Below are 17,544 nucleotides of genomic sequence, written 5' to 3'. Positions count from 1 at the left end.
TCACGCCTCCTTCGTGTCGACGGGGGCGGTGGGACGGCCGCGGCGCAGCGGCGGGCGGGCGCCGAGGCGCTTGGGGTCCAGACCGGACCACGGGTGGCCGCTGGCGAAGAACTTCTTCCGGGCCAGGATCGTCATGAGCGGCTTGGTGAAGAAGAACACCACCACGACGTCGAGCAGCGTGGTCAGGCCGAGGGTGAACGCGAAGCCCTGCACCTTGCCGACGGTGACGATGAAGAGCACCGCGGCGGCGAGGAAGGACACGAAGTCGGAGACCAGGATGGTGCGGCGGGCGCGCGGCCAGGCGCGCTCCACCGACGGCCGCAGCGTGCGGCCCTCGCGGATCTCGTCCCGGATGCGTTCGAAGTAGACGATGAACGAGTCGGCGGTGATGCCGATGGCCACGATCGCACCGCAGACGGCCGGCAGGTTCAGCGCGAAGCCGATGCCCGGGCCGAGCAGCACCATGATCGCGTAAGTGAGGATCGCGGAGACCCCGAGGCTCGCGATGGCCACCAGCGACAGACCGCGGTAGTACACGACGAGGTAGATCATCACGAGCGCGAGGCCGATGCCGCCCGCGATCAGACCGGCCCGCAGCTGCTCACTGCCGAGGGCGGCGGAGACGGTGGTCTCGTCGGCGATGTCGAAGGTCAGCGGCAGCGCGCCGTAGGACAGCACGTTGGCCAGGTCCTCGGACTCCTGCTGGCTGAAGCTGCCGGAGATCTGGGCGTTGCCGCCGGCGATGGTCCGCGTGACGCTCGGGTCGGAGACGACCGCGCCGTCCAGCACGATGGCGAACTGGTTCTGCGGCGGGGCCTGGGCGGCCAGCTTGCTGGTGACGTCGGCGAACTTGTCGGCGCCCTTGTTGGTGAAGTCCAGCTGGACGATCCAGCCCTCGCCGGGCTGGTAGACGGAGGAGGCGTCGTCGACGTCGGTGCCCTCGACCTCGGAGGGGCCGAGGATGAACTTGCGGTCGCCCTCGGTGGAGCAGGCGACGATCGACTTCTTCGGGTCGCCCGCGGCGGCGGCCTCACCGGCCTTGGCACGGCTGGCCTCGGTGGAGCAGTCGAGGGCCGCCAGCTGGGCGTTCAGGTCCTCGGCGTCGGACTTCTCGTCCTCGGCCTTCTTGTCCTCGGCCTTCTTGTCCGCGGAGTCCTTGCCGCCCTTGTCCTGCGGGGTCCCGGTCGGCTTCGGGGTCTCGTCGGCGCGCAGGCCCTCGGAGACGGGGCGGCCCTGGGTGCTGGCCGTGGGGCCGGGCTTGGCGGTGGAGCCGTCGGCCTTGTCGCCCTTGTCGGCCTGGTCCTTGTCGCCCTTGTCGCCCTGCTGCTTGTCCTTGCCGGGCGCGCTGGCGCCGGGGTCGGGGGTGGCATCCGGCTGCGGCGTCCTGCCGCCTTCGGTGTAGGTCACCACGGGCCGGAAGAACAGCTGGGCGGTGGTGCCGACCTGCTTGCGGGCCTGCTTCGCGTTCATCCCCTTGGGGATGTTCACGATGATGTGCTTGTCGCCCTGCGTCTGGACCTCGGCCTCGGACACACCCAGACCGTTGACCCGCCGCTCGATGATGTCGACGGCGGTCTTCATGTTGTCCGAGTTGATCGCGTTGGGCCTGCCCGGCTGGTTCTTGGCCTCCAGCGTGAAACTGGTGCCGCCCGCGAGATCGATACCCAACCGCGGCGTGGTGTGGCCGGAGATGAACATCCCCCCGGTGAGTGCCACGATGGCGATCAGGATCACGACCAGGGCGCGCCCGGGCCTGCCCTGTGTCCCAGGGGACCTGCGGCCCTTCTTCGGTGCTGCCACCTTCTCGTATCTCCCTGTCCAACCGCCCCCGCACCCGCTGTGCGGCGGGCGGCCACGAAGTGTTGTGGGGACCAGCCCCCGCCGGAGCCTAACCGCCCGGGAACCGCGGCGCACCGAGCGGAGGCGCGTCGCGGTTCCCTGAGGGCATTTCGGGCTACTTCGCTTCGGCGTCGCCCTTGCCGTCCGCGGCCTGCTCGGCCTTCTGACCGGCCTCGTCCTTCTCGGCGGCCTCGGTCTTGTCGGCGGTCTCGGCCTTCGCCGGGGCGTCGGACTTGTCCAGAGCGATCTTCTGGACGTCGTCGCCCGCGGCGGCGGAGTCGGTCAGCGAGGAGACGTCGTCGGGGACGACCGGGGCGTCCTCGTCGGCGGTCGCCGCCTCGGGGTCGATGCCGTGCACGATGCGGTTGTACTCCGAGTCCTCCAGGACGGCACCGATCGCGTTCTTCGCGTACACCGCGTGCACGCCGGGCGCGACCTCAAGGAGGACGGTGTCGTCGTGGACCTCCTTGACTGTGGCGTACATGCCGCCGATGGTGCGCACACCGGAGCCCGGCTGCATGTTGTCACGCATCTGCATGGCCTGGCGCTGCTTGTTCTTGGCCGAGCGGGTCATCAGGAACATGGCCCCGATGAGCACGATGAACGGCAGGAGAGTCACGGGATTCACGGGACGGAGATTCCTTCGCACGACCGCGGGGAAGCGGCCTGGTCTACGGGGGTAGGTATGCCGTCCCAGACGGACGGCATCGGCGGAGTCTAAGCGAGCTCGCGCCAATGGAACAACGCCCAGCATGGCACCCGGGTTCCTGAACCGACCAGTTTCCGCGCCGTCGCGGGGCGATTACCTCACGTGACCTTCCGGGGCCGGCGGCAGACGACGCCTCCGCCGGCCCGCTCCTCCGCTCAGGCCCCGAAGAGCCCCTGCTGACCGCCGGCCGGGTGCGGCGCCTGCGGGGGTGTCAGTCCGAGGTGCGCCCAGGCCGCCGGGGTGGCCACCCGACCACGCGGCGTGCGGGCCAGCAGCCCCTCGCGCACCAGGAACGGCTCGGCGACCTCCTCGACCGTCTCGCGCTCCTCCCCCACCGCGACCGCCAGCGTCGACAGCCCCACCGGGCCGCCGCCGAACAGCTTCAGCAGCGCGGTCAGCACCGCCCGGTCCAGCCGGTCCAGGCCGCGGCCGTCCACGTCGTACACGTCCAGGGCGCGGGTGGCGACCTCGCGGGTGACCACGCCGTCGGCCTTCACCTGGGCGTAGTCCCGCACGCGACGCAGCAACCGGTTGGCGATGCGCGGGGTGCCGCGGGAACGGCCGGCGATCTCGGCGGCGCCCTCCTCCTCGATCCCCACGTCCAGCAGCCGCGCGGAGCGGTGGATGACCCGCTCCAGCTCGGCCGGGGTGTAGAACTCCATGTGCCCGGTGAAGCCGAAGCGGTCGCGCAGCGGGGGCGGCAGCAGACCGGCCCGGGTGGTGGCGCCGACCAGGGTGAAGGGCGGAAGCTCCAGCGGGATGGCGGTGGCCCCGGGGCCCTTGCCGACGATCACGTCGACGCGGAAGTCCTCCATCGCCATGTAGAGCATCTCCTCGGCGGGCCGGGACATCCGGTGGATCTCGTCGAGGAAGAGCACCTCGCCCTCGGCGAGCGAGGAGAGGATCGCCGCGAGGTCGCCGGCGTGCTGGATGGCGGGGCCGGAGGTGATGCGGATCGGGGCCCCCATCTCGGCCGCGATGATCATCGACAGGGTGGTCTTGCCGAGGCCGGGCGCGCCGGACAGCAGCACGTGATCGGCGGTGCCGTTCCGCTGGCGGGCCGCCTTGAGCACCAGGTCCAGCTGCTCGCGGACCCGCTCCTGACCGACGAACTCCCCGAGGTCCTTGGGGCGCAGCGCCGCCTCGATGGCCTGGTCCTCGCCGTCGGCGGCGGCTCCCACGAGCCGGTCGCCACCGGCGGGCGACCCGCCCACCGGTGCGGGTGCGGACTCATCGTCCCAGTTCACTACGGTTCGCCTCACGGATCGTGGCGGCCAGGCCGCCGGCCTCGGGGTGGATACGGACCAGGACCCGCCCAGGCGGCTCCTGGGACCGGCGCGTCGGGGGTGCGGCGGCGGTCGCCGGGGCGCTCATCGGGCCCGATTGAGGGTCTGCAGGGCGGCCCGCAGCAGCTGGCCGACCTGCGGCCGGTCGCCCGCCGCGAGGGCGGCCTCGGCCTGCGGGGTCACCGCCGCGACGGCGTCGTCCGCCTCCCGGGGCGCGTAACCGAGGCCGGTGAGCGCCGTGTGCAGTTGGTCGCTCCAGGCCGCGGCAGGGGGCGCGGCGGCCATGCGCGGAGCGCTGCCGACCGGATCACCGAGGCGGTCCTTCAGCTCCAGCAGCAGCTTCTGCGCGCCCTTCTTGCCGATGCCGGGCACGGCGGTCAGGGCCTTCTCGTCGCCGCCGGCCACGGCACGGCGCAGCGCGTCCGGGGAGTGCACGGCGAGCATCGCCTGGGCGAGCCGGGGGCCGACGCCGCTGGCGGTCTGGAGCAGCTCGAAGACCTGGCGCTCGTCGTCGTCGGCGAAGCCGTAGAGGGTCAGCGAGTCCTCCCGCACGACCAGGGAGGTGGCGAGCCGGGCGGACTCGCCGACCCGCAGCGTGGAGAGGGTGCCCGGGGCACACTGGACGGCCATGCCCACACCGCCGACCTCGATCACGGCCGTTGTGGGGGCGAGGGCGGCCACCGGGCCCGAAACGAAGGCGATCATGCGGTGCGGCCTTTCATCGTGCGGTGGGCGGCGACAGCCTGCTGTAGCCGGTTCTGGGCGGGGGCGCGCCAGATGTGACAGATGGCCAGCGCCAGGGCGTCGGCGGCGTCGGCCGGTTTGGGTGGGGCGTCCAGCCGCAGCAGCCGTGTGACCATGGCGCCGACCTGGGCCTTGTCCGCGCGTCCCGAGCCGGTGACGGCCGCCTTGACCTCACTGGGGGTGTGCAGCGCGACCGGCAGCCCGCGGCGGGCGGCGCAGAGCACGGCGACGGCGCTGGCCTGCGCGGTGCCCATGACCGTACGGACGTTGTGCTGGCTGAACACCCGCTCCACCGCCACGCACTCGGGCCGGTGCGCGTCCAGCCACTCCTCGATGCCGCGCTCGACGGCGACCAGGCGGGCGCCGATGTCCGCGTCGGCCGGGGTCCGGATGACGCCGACGCCGAGCATCCGCAGCGGTCGACCGGCCACGCCGTCGACCACCCCGATGCCGCACCGGGTCAGCCCCGGGTCCACCCCCAGCACCCGCATCAGGTCCCTCCCCTCGCCGGCCGCACGGCTTCGGCCATCTGTTCCTGCAGGTTAGTGGCTGCCACTGACAGAGCGAGGGGCCGACGGGTGTGTGTCCCGTCGGCCCCTCGCGTCACGCCGTGGTGTGCGGGCTCACGCTCGCCCTCGGCCAGGCGTCGACCCCGGTCAGGCGTCGACCTTGGCCATCACGTCGTCGGAGACGTCGAAGTTGGCGAAGACGTTCTGCACGTCGTCGCTGTCCTCCAGCGCGTCGATCAGCTTGAAGATCTTGCGCGCGCCCTCCTCGTCCAGCTCCACCTGCATGGTGGGGAGGAAGTTGGCGTCGGCCGAGTCGTAGTCGATGCCGGCCTCCTGCAGGGCGGTGCGGACCGCGACCAGGTCGCCGGCCTCGGAGACCACCTCGAAGGACTCGCCGAGGTCGTTGACCTCCTCGGCGCCCGCCTCCAGGACCGCGCCCAGGACGTCGTCCTCGGTCAGCTCGCCCTTGGCGACGATCACGACGCCCTTGCGGTTGAACAGGTACGAGACCGAGCCCGGGTCGGCCATCGAGCCGCCGTTGCGGGTCATGGCGACGCGGACGTCGGAGGCGGCACGGTTGCGGTTGTCGGTCAGGCACTCGATCAGCACCGCGACGCCGTTCGGACCGTAGCCCTCGTACATGATCGTCTGGTAGTCGGCGCCGCCCGCCTCAAGACCGGCACCGCGCTTGATGGCGGAGTCGATGTTCTTGTTGGGGACCGACTGCTTCTTCGCCTTCTGGACGGCGTCGTAGAGCGTCGGGTTACCGTCCAGGTCGGCGCCGCCCATGCGCGCCGCGACCTCGATGTTCTTGATGAGCTTCGCGAAGAGCTTGCCGCGCTTGGCGTCGATCACGGCCTTCTTGTGCTTCGTCGTAGCCCATTTAGAGTGGCCGGACATCCGACTGTCTCCTTCGCGTAACTCCCTGAGAAACCAACGTCTGAGATCCTACCGGGATCTCGTGCCCCACCCGTCGCCCACCGCCACTCTCCTGTGAACTCCGGACGGGGTGCCTACCGCCGTGCCGCGCGGACCATGTCGACGAACAGGGCGTGTACCCGGTGGTCGCCGGTGAGCTCCGGGTGGAACGACGTGGCCAGCACGTTGCCCTGGCGGACCGCGACGGTGTGGCCGTCGTAGGTGGCGAGCACCTCGGCGGCGGCGCCCACCGACTCCACCCAGGGGGCGCGGATGAACACGCCCTCGACGGGCCCGCCTTCGATGCCGGCGACGTCGATCGCGGCCTCGAAGGACTCGTTCTGGCGGCCGAAGGCGTTACGGCGCACGATCATGTCGATGCCGCCGAGCGTCTCCTGGTCCTCGCGACCGTCCAGGATCTTGTCCGCGACCATGATCATGCCGGCGCAGGTGCCGTAGACCGGCAGCCCGGCGCGCACCCGCTCGCGCAGCGGCTCCAGCATCCCGAAGATGACGGCGAGCTTCGACATCGTGGTGGACTCGCCACCGGGGATTACCAGGCCGTCGACCTCGGCGAGCTCCTCGGGGCGGCGGATTGGACGGGCCTGGGCGTCGGCCGCGGCGAGCGCGACCAGGTGCTCGCGGACGTCGCCCTGCAGGGCGAGAACGCCGATGAGGGGGGTGGACACGGGTGGGACCTCTCTCTTTCAGGGCTCGGTTCGCCTCCGGGCGCCCCCTGGGGGGAGGGCTCGGTTCGCCTCCAGGCGCTGTGGCGACCGCCGACGGTTCGGCGGCCGCGCGCCCTTCGGCTCACTCGCCGGCCTGGAACGGTCTGTACGGGCCGGAGTCCGTACGCGACCGCGCGGCCGGGCGTCCACGGCGGGGAGCCGGGCACCTTCGTTCACTCGTCGGGGGCGGCCCGCTGTCGGCGCGGACCGCCCACCGGCTGTGGAAGCGCTTCGACTACCAGCCGCGCTTGGCGTAGCGCTCGGCCTCGGGCAGGGTGTCGCAGTTGATGCCGACCATGGCCTCGCCGAGGTTGCGGGACGCGTCCGCGATGATCTTCGGGTCGTCGTAGAAGGTGGTGGCCTTCACGATGGCGGCGGCGCGCTTGGCCGGGTCGCCGGACTTGAAGATGCCGGAGCCGACGAAGACGCCCTCGGCGCCGAGCTGGCGCATCAGGGCCGCGTCGGCCGGGGTGGCGACGCCACCGGCGGAGAACAGCACGACCGGCAGCTTGCCGAGCTCGGCGACCTCCTTGACCAGCTCGTACGGGGCGCGCAGCTCCTTGGCGGCGGCGTACAGCTCGTGGTTGTCGAAGCCGCGCAGCTTGGCGATCTCGTTCTTGATCTGACGCAGGTGACGGACGGCCTCGACGACGTTGCCGGTGCCGGCCTCGCCCTTGGAGCGGATCATGGCCGCGCCCTCGGCGATGCGGCGCAGGGCCTCGCCCAGGTTGGTGGCGCCGCAGACGAAGGGCGTGGTGAAGGCCCACTTGTCAGAGTGGTTGACCTCGTCGGCCGGGGTCAGCACCTCGGACTCGTCGATGTAGTCCACGCCGAGCGACTGGAGCACCTGGGCCTCGACGAAGTGGCCGATGCGGGACTTGGCCATGACCGGGATCGAGACGGCGTTGATGATGCCCTCGATCATGTCCGGGTCGGACATGCGGGCGACGCCGCCGTCCTTACGGATGTCGGCCGGGACCCGCTCCAGGGCCATCACCGCGACGGCACCGGCGTCCTCGGCGATCTTCGCCTGCTCCGGGGTGACGACGTCCATGATCACGCCGCCCTTGAGCTGCTCGGCCATGCCGCGCTTCACGCGGGCGGTGCCGGTCGCGGGAGCCTCGTCGGGCCGGGGCGTGCTGGGGAGCGTGCTGGACACGGTTTGACCTCACTTGACGGTGAAAAGGCGATGAGCCAATCGTAGGCTCGTTCGACGCCGGCCCCTGATCCGCCAACTGGTCCAGGTCGCCGGCCTCACTGCTACACGACAGACAAAAGCCGCTGGCCCCGGCGAGCGACAAGGGCCAATCCGAGTCCGGTGGCTCGTTGCGCCGGTCCGCGCGGAGTCCCGGGCCGCGCGGGGGCCGACCGCCGTGCCGTGGAGCGGACGGGTAACCCGTCAGGCGGCCCGTACGACCAGGGCCGTCGGCGGCTCGTCGTCCATCTCGAAGGCCATCGGGAACGGCGCGTGCCCCGCCAGGCGGAACCAGCGCACCGTACGGTGGCGGCGCAGCGCCCGCGCGGCGCGCACCGCATCGTTGTGGAACCGCCGGGCCATCGGGACCCGCCGGACGGCCTCCGTCAGCTCCCCCAGCGCCTGGTCGCCGCCGGGCGCCTCGTGGACCGCCTCCAGCTGCCCCGGCTCGCCCAGGACGGCCCGTAGCGCCTGGCTCAGCTCGCTCTCGGCCACCTCGCGGTGCTCCTCCTCCGCCTGCCGCGCCCCGTGCGCCGCCTCGTAGAGGACGATCGAGGCCGCGGGATCGAGCACCCCCGCGGTCGCCAGCTCCTGCGCCACCGAGGCACGCCGCAGCAGCTGCGCGTCCAGCGCCGCCCGCGCCGCGTCGAGGCGGCTGTGCAGCCGGTCCAGGCGTCCCGCCGTCCAGCTCAGGTAGACGGCGATGACGATCAGGACGGCCGCGATCCAGATGAGAGTGCTCACGCGCAGCCACGCTACCGCCTGCGACATGCGCCTCCGGTGCGACCGCGGCCCCGCTCCCCGCCCCCGTCACATGGTCGGGGCGGATGCGGGGTCGCCGTCTCGGGCGGTCTCAGGCGCGGCGGCGGAGGCGTTCGCGAACGGCCACCCGCGCGGGGGTGCCAGTGCGGTCGTCGGCGGCGACGGAGGCCATGCCGTCGGTGACGGTCTCGTAGACGGCCAGGATGTCGGCGCCCACCGTGGACCAGTCGAAGCGCCGCACATGGCGGCTGCCGCGGTCGCCGAGCTCCGCGCGGCGCGCCGGGTCGGCGAGCAGCTTGAGGGCGGCGTCGGCCAGCGCCTCGGCGTCCTCGTTGACGAAGAGCTCGCCGGCGGCTCCGCCGTCCAACACCTGGGCGAAGGCGTCCAGGTCGCTGGCGAGGACGGTGGCGCCGGCGGACAGCGCCTCGACCAGGATGATGCCGAACGACTCCCCCCCGGTGTTCGGCGCCACATAGACGTCCACGCTGCGCAGCAGCCGTGCCTTGTCCTCGTCGCTGACCATGCCCAGGAACTCGACGCGCTCCCGCATCTCCGCGGGCAGGCCGGCGACGGCCTCCACCTCGTCACCGCGCCCGGCCACCAGCAGCCGGGTCCGCGGCCGCTCGGCCAGGATCTTCGGCAGCGCGCGCATCAGGACCGGCAGGCCCTTGCGCGGCTCGTCGATGCGGCCGATGAAGCCGAGGGTGTCCCCCTGCCACTCCGGCCGGGGCTCCGCGCGGGCGAAGAAGTCGACGTCGACGCCGTTGGGGATCACCACCGCGTCGCCGCCCAGGTGCTCCACCAGGGTGCGCCGGGCGTACTCGCTCACCGCGATCCTCGCGCTGATCTTCTCCAGGGCCGGCTGGAGGATCGGATAGGCGGCGATCATCGCGCGGGAGCGCGGATTGGAGGTGTGGAAGGTCGCCACGATCGGCCCCTGCGCGGCCCAGCAGGTGAGCAGGCCGAGCGAGGGCGAGGTGGGCTCGTGGATGTGGATGACCTCGAAGTCGCCCTCGTGCAGCCAGCGGCGCACCCGCGCGGCCGACAGGAACCCGAAGTTCAGCCGTGCGACCGAACCGTTGTAGGGCACGGGTACGGCGCGTCCGGCGGAGACCACGTACGGCGGCAGCGGGGTGTCGTCGTCCGCCGGCGCGAGTACGGACACCTCGTGTCCGAGCCGAATCAGGTGATCGGCCAGGTCTCGGATGTGGAACTGCACGCCTCCGGGCACGTCCCAGGAGTACGGGCAGACGATCCCGATCCTCACAGTGTCTCCGTCCTCACAGCGTCTTCGGCCCGCCAGGGCCCTGGGCGCGCGTCGCGCGGCCGGGCTCCAGATCCGCGAGCCACAGCCGCTGGAGCATGTGCCAGTCCTGCGGGTGGTCGGCGATGCCCGAGGCGAAGGCGTCGGCGAGCTCCTGGGTCATCCGGGCCACGCGCTCGGCCCGGCCGCCGGTCTCGGGCACCTCGATCGGCGGATGCACCCGCCCCTGCATGACCGGCGAGTCGTCGTACCAGAGGGTGACCGGGAGCAGCAGCGCCCCGGTCTGGGCGGCCAGCATGGCGGGGCCGGCGGGCATCTTCGCCGCCTCGCCGAAGAACGTCACCTCGACCCCGGAGGCCGACAGGTCCCGGTCGGCGACCAGGCACACCAGGCCGCCGGCGCGCAGCCGCCGCGCCAGGGTGCCGAAGGCGGCGGCGCCCTCGTGCGGCAGCACCTCCATGCCCAGGCTCTCGCGGTAGGCCACGAACCGGTCGTAGAGGCTCTCCGGCTTGAGCCGCTCCGCGACGGTGGTGAAGGGCACGCCGAGCGTGGTGGTGACCCAGGCGCCGGCCAGGTCCCAGTTGGCCAGGTGCGGCAGGGCCAGCACCACGCCCCGGCCGCTGGCCAGCCCGTCCTGCAGGTGGTGCGCGTCGTGGCAGGTGAAGCTGGCCTCGATGCGCTCCGCGCTCCATGCCGGGAGTCGGAAGGACTCCATCCAGTAGCGCATGTAGGACCGCATGCCCGCGCGGGAGAGCCGCGCGAGCCGGCCGGCGGAGGCGTCGGGGACGACCCGCGCGAGGTTCGCTTCGAGGCGGAGCACGCCCGCGCCCCGTCGCTTCCAGGCCACATCGGCGATGCGCTGCCCGAGGCGCACGGCCACCGGCTCCGGGAGCTTCTTGACCGTGCTCCAGCCCAGGCCGTACAGCGCGTCGGTCAGCCGGTCCTTCACCGTGCGTCGCCTCCGTGGGCCACCGGCTCAGCCGCGGCGTCCGCCTCGGCCGCCTCCTTGCGGACGGTGACGACCCGCTGCACGAGGGTGACGAAGCTGCCCGCGGCCACGATCCACAGCGCGATCGGCAGCAGGACGTCGACATGCGGCACGCCGAACTTGTGCAGGCCGGAGAAGCCGCAGGCCACCAGCGAGATCACCAGTCGCTCGGCGCGCTCCACGAGCCCGTTCACGTTCACCGGCAGCCCGATGCTCTCGCCCCGCGCCTTGGTGTAGGACACGACCTGTCCGCTGGCCAGGCAGAAGATCGCCACCGCGCACAGCGCGTTGTCGTCGCCGCTGCCGGCGTACCAGAGCGCCAGTCCGCCGAAGATCGCGCCGTCGGCGACCCGGTCGAGCGTGGAGTCCAGGAAGGCGCCCCAGCGGCTGGACCGGCCCAGCTGGCGGGCCATGTTGCCGTCGATCAGGTCGGAGAAGACGAAGAGGGTGATGGTGACCGTGCCCCAGAAGAACTCTCCCTGGGGGTAGAAGACCAGCGCTCCCGTGATCACACCGCCGGTCCCGACCAGGGTCACCGCGTCGGGGCTCACCCCGAGGCGGATGAGCAGCGCGGCGAACGGTGTGAGAACACGCGTGAAGAATGCACGCGCGTACTTGTTCAGCATGGCCTTCCCAAGAGGGTCGATATCGGGCCGGGTGGTCAAGAGGCCACCGGCTGGCCCATCGTAGCCACGCCGCAGGGGGGCGACACGAACGCATCACGCAACGGCTGGATGTGCGACGTATGGACGGTCCGTTACCAGGGTGGAAAGCTCGAAGTACCGCAGGTGTCGACCGGGAGGCGAGACACATGGGCGAGAAGACAGGTACGCACCCAGGGGCCGCCGGCAGGGCAGTGACGGCCGACCGGCCCAGCTCTGTACGGAACGTGGTGCTGGTCGGCCACAGTGGATCGGGAAAGACCACGCTCGTGGAGGCCCTGGCGCTGGCCACGGGCGCGGTGAACCGGGCGGGTCGGGTGGAGGACGGCGGTTGTCTGTCCGACTACGACGAGATCGAACACCGACAGCAACGGTCGGTACAGCTGTCCCTGGTCCCCGTGGAATGGGGCGGAATCAAGATCAATCTATTGGACACCCCCGGGTACGCCGACTTCGTCGGGGAGCTGAGGGCCGGTCTGCGGGCAGCGGACGCGGCCCTCTTCGTCGTTTCGGCGGCGGACGGGGTGGACGGCGCCACCCGCCTGGTCTGGGACGAGTGCGCGGCGGTGGGCATGCCGCGCGCCCTGGTGATCACGCACCTGGAAGCGGCCCGCGCCGACTTCGAGGAGATGACCGAGACCTGCCGCGCGGCGTTCGGCGGGGACGATCCGGACGCCGTCCTGCCGCTCTACCTGCCGCTGCGCGGCGCGCCGGGCCCGGACGGCCACGCGCCGGTGACCGGCCTGATCGGGCTGCTGTCCCAACGCGTCTTCGACTACGCGGGCGGCGAGCGCTCGGACTCCGAGCCCACCGCCGACCAGCTGCCGCTGATCGAGGAGGCCCGTAACCGGCTCATCGAGGGGATCATCGCCGAGAGCGAGGACGAGACCCTGATGGACCGCTATCTGGGCGGCGCCGAGATCGATGTGAAGACGCTGATCGAGGACCTGGAGAAGGCCGTCGCCCGCGGCACCTTCCACCCCGTGCTGGCCGCGGCGCCGGCCACCGACGGCGCCCGGCACGGCCTGGGCACCGTCGAGCTCCTGGAGCTGATCACCGGCGGCTTCCCCACGCCGCTGGAGCGCGAGAACCCCACCGTCACCACCCCGCAGGGCGCCCCGCGCCCCCCGCTGGCCTGCGACCCGGAGGGCCCGCTGGCCGCGGAGGTGGTCAAGACCTCCTCCGATCCGTATGTGGGCCGGCTCTCGCTGGTCCGGGTCTTCTCGGGGACGCTGCGTCCCGACGAGACGGTGCACGTCTCCGGGCACGGCCTGGAGGACCGCGGCCACGAGGACCACGACGTCGACGAGCGGGTCGGCGCCCTGTCCGCCCCCTTCGGCAAACAGCAGCGCACCCTGCCCCAGGCGATCGCCGGCGACCTGGCCTGCGTGGCCAAGCTCAGCCGGGCCGAGACCGGTGACACCCTGTCCGCCAAGGACGACCCGCTGCTCATGGAGCCCTGGGTGATGCCCGACCCGCTGCTGCCCGTCGCCATCCAGGCGCACAGCAAGCCGGACGAGGACAAGCTGTCCCAGGGGCTGGCCCGGCTGGTGGCCGAGGACCCGACCATGCGCCTGGAGCAGAACCAGGACACCCACCAGGTGGTCCTGTGGTGCCTGGGCGAGGCCCACAAGGACGTCGCCCTGGAACGGCTGCGCTCACGCTACGGCGTGCAGGTCGACACCGTGCCGCACAAGGTGTCGCTGCGCGAGACCTTCGCCGAGAAGGCCGGCGGGCGCGGCCGGCACGTCAAGCAGTCCGGCGGCCACGGCCAGTACGCCATCTGCGAGATCGAGGTGGAACCGCTGCCGGGCGGCTCCGGGATCGAGTTCGTGGACAAGGTGGTCGGCGGAGCGGTGCCGCGCCAGTTCATCCCGTCCGTGGAAAAGGGCGTGCGCGCCCAGGCCGCGCGCGGCGTGGCGGCCGGATATCCGCTGGTGGACGTGCGGGTCACGCTGCTCGACGGCAAGGCGCACTCGGTGGACTCCTCCGACGCCGCCTTCCAGACCGCGGGCGCCCTGGCGCTGCGCGAGGCGGCCGCCGAGAGCCGGATCGACCTGCTGGAGCCCGTGGTCGAAGTGCGGGTGCTCGTCGCCGACGAGCACGTGGGCGCGGTGATGAGCGATCTGTCGGGGCGGCGTGGCCGGGTGATGGGCACCGAGCAGTCCCCCGGCGGACTCACCCTGATCAAGGCCGAGATCCCGGAGATCGAGATCGGGCGGTACGCCATCGACCTGCGCTCCCTGTCACACGGAACCGGCCGGTTCTCCCGGTCCTACGCCCGGCACGAGCCGATGCCGCGGCAACTGGCCGACCGGCTGCGCGAGCAGGCCGCGCAGAACGGCGGCTGAACTCCGCGACGGAGGCGACCCGGGGTCCCGCCCCGCGACGGGCGTGATCCGGGATCGCCCCGCGACGGAGGCGGACGGAGGACGGCCGCCCGCCCCAACTCCCTTGGGGCGGGCGGCCGTCCGCACGCGGACGGTTATCCACAGGCTCCGAGGCGCTGGCGACAGGCGGCGGGCACCCCCGATACGCTGTGATCGCAGCTCAAGCAGCATGCGGCATAGGGGGCGTTGAGTGACGGCGGACGTATTCGACTTCAGTCCGGGGGCGCAGGTACCGCTCTCGGGCGCGGCGGGGCAGACGGCGGCGACGCAGGCGCTGGCCTCGGCCGCCTACCGCGACAGCCCGGTGGCCAAGCTCCTCGACGCGAACTCCGATTGGACCAAGTCGGAGGTCAAGGCGCCGCGGTTCTCGCTCTTCGAGCCGAACCTGGGAGAGGCGTTCGCGCGCGCCGTGCAGGTGCGGATGCTCGGCGGCGCCCGCGGCCAGCTGATCCAGTCCTTCGGCATAGAACCGCAGACGGTCGTCGAGCACTGCCTCGCGGCCAACCGCATCCGCAAGCAGCGCGATGCCCGCCTCACCGTGGTGATGGTCATCTTCGGGCTGCTGTTCCTGCCGGGTGTGCTGCTGTGGCTCGGCGCGTTCCAGATCCGCCGGTGGGCGGCGGGGGCCCAGGACAAGCGGGTCGGCGCGGGCGGTTTCGTGGTGCTGGCGGTGCTGGGTCTGCTGGCCCTGATCTTCCTGATCAAGCTGCCCCTGACCGGCTTCCTGGGGTACTACCTGCGGGGCGTGATCCTGGCGCCGGTGATCGGCTGGTGGTGGGCCAAGCGCATCAGCGAGCGCACCGCCAAGGACCTGCGGGAGCGCTGGGAGGGGCTACTCTCGGGCGGCGGAGTCGGGGCGAAGATTCCCGAGGCCGTGCCCAGCGCCCCCGGCGAAACCGCCGCCGAGCAGCTTCGGAAGGGGCTGGAGAAGCTCACCGCGGAGCAGTACAGCAATGTGGTCTTCTACGCCGGTGGCAAGGGCATACTCGGCATGGGCACCCGCTGGGGCAGCTGGCAGCTGGCCGAGGACCTGGTGCCCGCCGAGCCCGGCACGGAGATCAACCCCTTCCGCAGCTGGGACGTCATCAAGGCCATCCACGACCAGCTGCGGCTGCTGGAGCGCGGGGCGCTGCACACCGGCGGCTTCCCCACCCCCTCGGTGCGCCACTGGGTGGTCTCTCCCATCGGTGAGAACGCCGGCTCGGTCTCGCGCGGCGGCACCACCGCGGAGGAGGGCTTCCAGATAAAGGGGGTCGAGCTCCAGCGGATCTGCGACCAGCAGCAGTTCGGCGCCGGCGACCGGCACTACCTGGGCGTGCAGTTCGTGCTGTGGGACGGCCAGCTGGTGATCACCATGCTCACCACGGTGACCTATCTGCACAACACCCTGCGGATCGAGGTCACCGGCCACGCGCTCGGCCCGGTGCACCCGCTCTTCACCACCAAGCCCACCGCCCCGTCCAAGACGGTCAACAAGACCGTCAAGTTCTGGGAGACCAAGTCCATCCCGCTGCCGCTGGTGGACGCGAAGGAGGTGGTGCGGCTCGCGGCCCGCGCCCCCTTCACCTGGTACCCGCCGCTGCTGGACTACCTGGGCGGCAAGCTCACCCTGCCCGAGCCGTTCGGCCTGCGGCACGCCTGGGCGGACAAGCCCTGGCGGCACCGGTTCATGGCCGATGACGCGCTGCGCGCCGCCACACCCGTGCTGCGCGTCGTCCACGAGGCGGCGATACGCGTGCTGCAGGACAACGGCGTCAACACCGAGCGCTTCGGCAACCGCGCGCTGGTGCTCAGCGGCCAGGTGCAGGACCCGAGCCCGCGCAAGGCGGACGAGTACAACGCCTAGCGGTGCGGCCCGCCCCGGCGACCACCCGGCCCGCCGCCCCACCGGGCCGGGCCCCACGGTCCAGCGGGCCGGGCCCACGGCCCAGCGGTCCGGCCCACCGTCCAACGGCGGGCCCACGGTCCAGCGGGCTGGCCCGCCACCCGGCGGTCCGGACCGCGACCCCACGGCCGGGCCCACGGTCCAGTGGTCCGGTTCGCCGCCCGGCGGTCCGGACCACCGCCCGGCGTCATCGCCTGGCGGCCGTCCCGTTCCGGCGGCGCGCGGCAGCCGGATGCACGTCGCCCGGCCCTGCGCCCCCCGACCCACCGGGTGGCGGGTCGGGGGGCGCAGGGCCGGGCGAGCGGGGGCTCAGACGCCGGGCCAGGCCTCGGCGAGCATCCGGCGGGTGTCCGCCAGCAGCTGCGGCAGCACCTTGGTGTGCCCGACCACCGGCATGAAGTTGGTGTCCCCGCCCCAGCGCGGCACCACATGCTGGTGCAGGTGGGCGGCGATACCGGCGCCGGCCACCGTGCCCTGGTTCATGCCGATGTTGAAGCCGTGGGCGCCGGAGGCGGTGCGCAGCGCGACCATGGCCGCCTTGGTGAACTCGGCCAGCTCCACCGTCTCCCGACCGTCCAGCTCGGTGTAGTCGGCGACGTGCCGGAACGGGACCACCATGAGGTGGCCGCCGTTGTACGGGTAGAGGTTGAGCACGGCGTAGACGTGCGAGCCGCGCGCGATGACCAGGCCGTCCTCGTCGGACTTCTCCGGGATGGTGCAGAACGGGCAGCCGTCACCCGCCCCCGGGCCGGTGGGCTTGTTCTCGCCCTGGATGTATGCCATCCGATGGGGCGTCCACAGGCGCTGGAAGGCGTCCTGGGTGCCGACTCCGATCTGCTGTTCCGGCTCACGCGTCATGATGAGCAGCATATGGCTTCGCCCGTTCGGAGCGTGTCGCCGGGTGGAGCGTCGATCACGGGCCGGCGATGCTGAGCCGATGGACGACCACTCTCGCCGGCCCCGGGACGAGCGGCGGGCCCGGAGCGACGCCCGGGCCCTGGGCGCGGAGCGGACCCGCGGCTGGGAACAGCGCACCGCGCTCGCGCTCTATGTCGCGTCGCAGCTCTTCCTCGCCTCCTACGCGGTGCGGGTGCTGGCCCCCGGGCTGCCCCCGTTCTGGCACACGGTGTGCGTGGTGGTGACCGACACCTGCTGGGCGGTGTTCATCGTGGACTACGTGATCCGATGGCGGCTCAGCGGCATGGGGCCGCGGTTCGTGCCCACCCATCCACTGGACACCGTGGTGCTGGTGATGCCGCTGCTACGGCCGCTGCGTCTGGTGCAGACCTACTCCGTCATGAAGGAGCGCCGCGCCGAGCCGCGGCTGAGCCTGTACGCACGGGTGATGACCTACGCCGGCCTCTCCGCGCTGCTGCTCGGCTTCTCCGCCTCGCTCGCCGTCTACGAGGCGGAGCGGGGGGCACCGGGCACCACGATCCGCACCTTCGGCGACGCGGTGTGGTGGGCCTGCGCGACGCTCACCACGACGGGTTACGGGGACGCGGTCCCGGTGACCCCGCGCGGGCGGGTGGTCGCGGCGGGGCTGATGGTCTGCGGGCTGGCGCTGCTCGGCGCCGTGACCGGCTCGTTCTCGTCCTGGCTGATCCAGACCTTCACGCGGGAGGACGAGAAGAGGCCCCCGGGGCGCTAGCGAGCGCTCCGGGG

At 72.2% G+C, this 17,544-nt stretch carries 16 protein-coding genes; 3 read left to right on the top strand and 13 right to left on the bottom strand.

What is annotated here, in order from left to right; genetic code table 11:
• The 12 genes from secD to pgsA all read right to left on the bottom strand — a co-directional run bounded on the left by secD (nt 1) and on the right by pgsA (nt 11,568).
• Entirely contained in the window at nt 1-1,800 is a 1,800-nt protein-coding gene (gene secD / locus CD790_RS08630) for a protein translocase subunit SecD (RefSeq protein ID WP_144382439.1), read from the bottom strand.
• Between the two features lie 154 nt (nt 1,801-1,954).
• Entirely contained in the window at nt 1,955-2,467 is a 513-nt protein-coding gene (gene yajC, locus CD790_RS08625) for a preprotein translocase subunit YajC (RefSeq protein WP_144382438.1), read from the bottom strand.
• 236 nt (nt 2,468-2,703) lie between these two features.
• On the bottom strand, nt 2,704-3,795 hold the full coding sequence (gene ruvB, locus CD790_RS08620) for a Holliday junction branch migration DNA helicase RuvB (RefSeq protein WP_186318928.1): 1,092 nt from the start codon (nt 3,793-3,795) through the stop codon (nt 2,704-2,706).
• A gap of 123 nt (nt 3,796-3,918) precedes the next feature.
• Nucleotides 3,919-4,539, bottom strand: coding sequence for a Holliday junction branch migration protein RuvA (gene ruvA, locus CD790_RS08615; protein WP_144382437.1), 621 nt, complete (start codon nt 4,537-4,539; stop codon nt 3,919-3,921).
• Nucleotides 4,536-5,069 carry a crossover junction endodeoxyribonuclease RuvC gene (gene ruvC / locus CD790_RS08610; RefSeq protein WP_144382436.1) on the bottom strand — a complete coding sequence of 178 codons (534 nt, stop codon included), beginning with the start codon at nt 5,067-5,069 and terminating at the stop codon, nt 4,536-4,538. The genes ruvA and ruvC overlap by 4 nt, the downstream gene beginning before the upstream one ends.
• A gap of 165 nt (nt 5,070-5,234) precedes the next feature.
• Complete coding sequence (locus CD790_RS08605; RefSeq protein ID WP_144382435.1) at nt 5,235-5,987, bottom strand: YebC/PmpR family DNA-binding transcriptional regulator; 753 nt, start codon at nt 5,985-5,987, stop codon at nt 5,235-5,237.
• Between the two features lie 113 nt (nt 5,988-6,100).
• Nucleotides 6,101-6,694 (bottom strand): pyridoxal 5'-phosphate synthase glutaminase subunit PdxT, encoded by a 594-nt coding sequence (gene pdxT, locus CD790_RS08600; RefSeq protein ID WP_144382434.1) that lies wholly within the window; start codon nt 6,692-6,694, stop codon nt 6,101-6,103.
• Between the two features lie 274 nt (nt 6,695-6,968).
• Nucleotides 6,969-7,892, bottom strand: a complete 924-nt coding sequence (gene pdxS, locus CD790_RS08595) for a pyridoxal 5'-phosphate synthase lyase subunit PdxS (RefSeq protein ID WP_144382433.1) — start codon at nt 7,890-7,892, stop codon at nt 6,969-6,971.
• A 240-nt stretch (nt 7,893-8,132) separates the two neighbouring features.
• Nucleotides 8,133-8,672, bottom strand: coding sequence for a hypothetical protein (locus CD790_RS08590; protein WP_260867419.1), 540 nt, complete (start codon nt 8,670-8,672; stop codon nt 8,133-8,135).
• 109 nt (nt 8,673-8,781) lie between these two features.
• Entirely contained in the window at nt 8,782-9,957 is a 1,176-nt protein-coding gene (locus CD790_RS08585; RefSeq protein WP_144382431.1) for a glycosyltransferase family 4 protein, read from the bottom strand.
• Nucleotides 9,958-9,970: 13 nt separating this feature from the next.
• Nucleotides 9,971-10,903 carry a phosphatidylinositol mannoside acyltransferase gene (locus tag CD790_RS08580; protein WP_144382430.1) on the bottom strand — a complete coding sequence of 311 codons (933 nt, stop codon included), beginning with the start codon at nt 10,901-10,903 and terminating at the stop codon, nt 9,971-9,973.
• Nucleotides 10,900-11,568, bottom strand: coding sequence for a phosphatidylinositol phosphate synthase (gene pgsA, locus CD790_RS08575; protein WP_144382429.1), 669 nt, complete (start codon nt 11,566-11,568; stop codon nt 10,900-10,902). The genes CD790_RS08580 and pgsA overlap by 4 nt, the downstream gene beginning before the upstream one ends.
• Before the next feature lie 185 nt (nt 11,569-11,753).
• Here pgsA and CD790_RS08570 point away from each other — a divergent pair, with 185 nt between their 5' ends.
• Together CD790_RS08570 and CD790_RS08565 are read left to right on the top strand one after the other, a co-directional pair.
• On the top strand, nt 11,754-13,955 hold the full coding sequence (locus CD790_RS08570; protein ID WP_144382428.1) for an elongation factor G-like protein EF-G2: 2,202 nt from the start codon (nt 11,754-11,756) through the stop codon (nt 13,953-13,955).
• A 229-nt stretch (nt 13,956-14,184) separates the two neighbouring features.
• Complete coding sequence (locus CD790_RS08565; RefSeq protein WP_144382427.1) at nt 14,185-15,840, top strand: hypothetical protein; 1,656 nt, start codon at nt 14,185-14,187, stop codon at nt 15,838-15,840.
• Between the two features lie 348 nt (nt 15,841-16,188).
• On the opposite strand, the gene CD790_RS08560 is transcribed toward CD790_RS08565, so the two are convergent.
• Nucleotides 16,189-16,749, bottom strand: a complete 561-nt coding sequence (locus tag CD790_RS08560; protein WP_144382426.1) for an HIT domain-containing protein — start codon at nt 16,747-16,749, stop codon at nt 16,189-16,191.
• A gap of 67 nt (nt 16,750-16,816) precedes the next feature.
• Between CD790_RS08560 and CD790_RS08555 the strand changes: the two genes are divergently transcribed.
• Nucleotides 16,817-17,530 carry a potassium channel family protein gene (locus CD790_RS08555; RefSeq protein ID WP_144382425.1) on the top strand — a complete coding sequence of 238 codons (714 nt, stop codon included), beginning with the start codon at nt 16,817-16,819 and terminating at the stop codon, nt 17,528-17,530.
• Nucleotides 17,531-17,544: the final 14 nt, after the last annotated feature.

Source organism: Streptomyces sp. SAJ15 (genome assembly GCF_007595705.1).
Taxonomy (GTDB): Bacteria; Actinomycetota; Actinomycetes; order Streptomycetales; family Streptomycetaceae; genus Streptomyces.
Note: the sequence above shows the minus strand (reverse complement) of the source record. Positions and strands in the feature narration are given on the sequence as shown.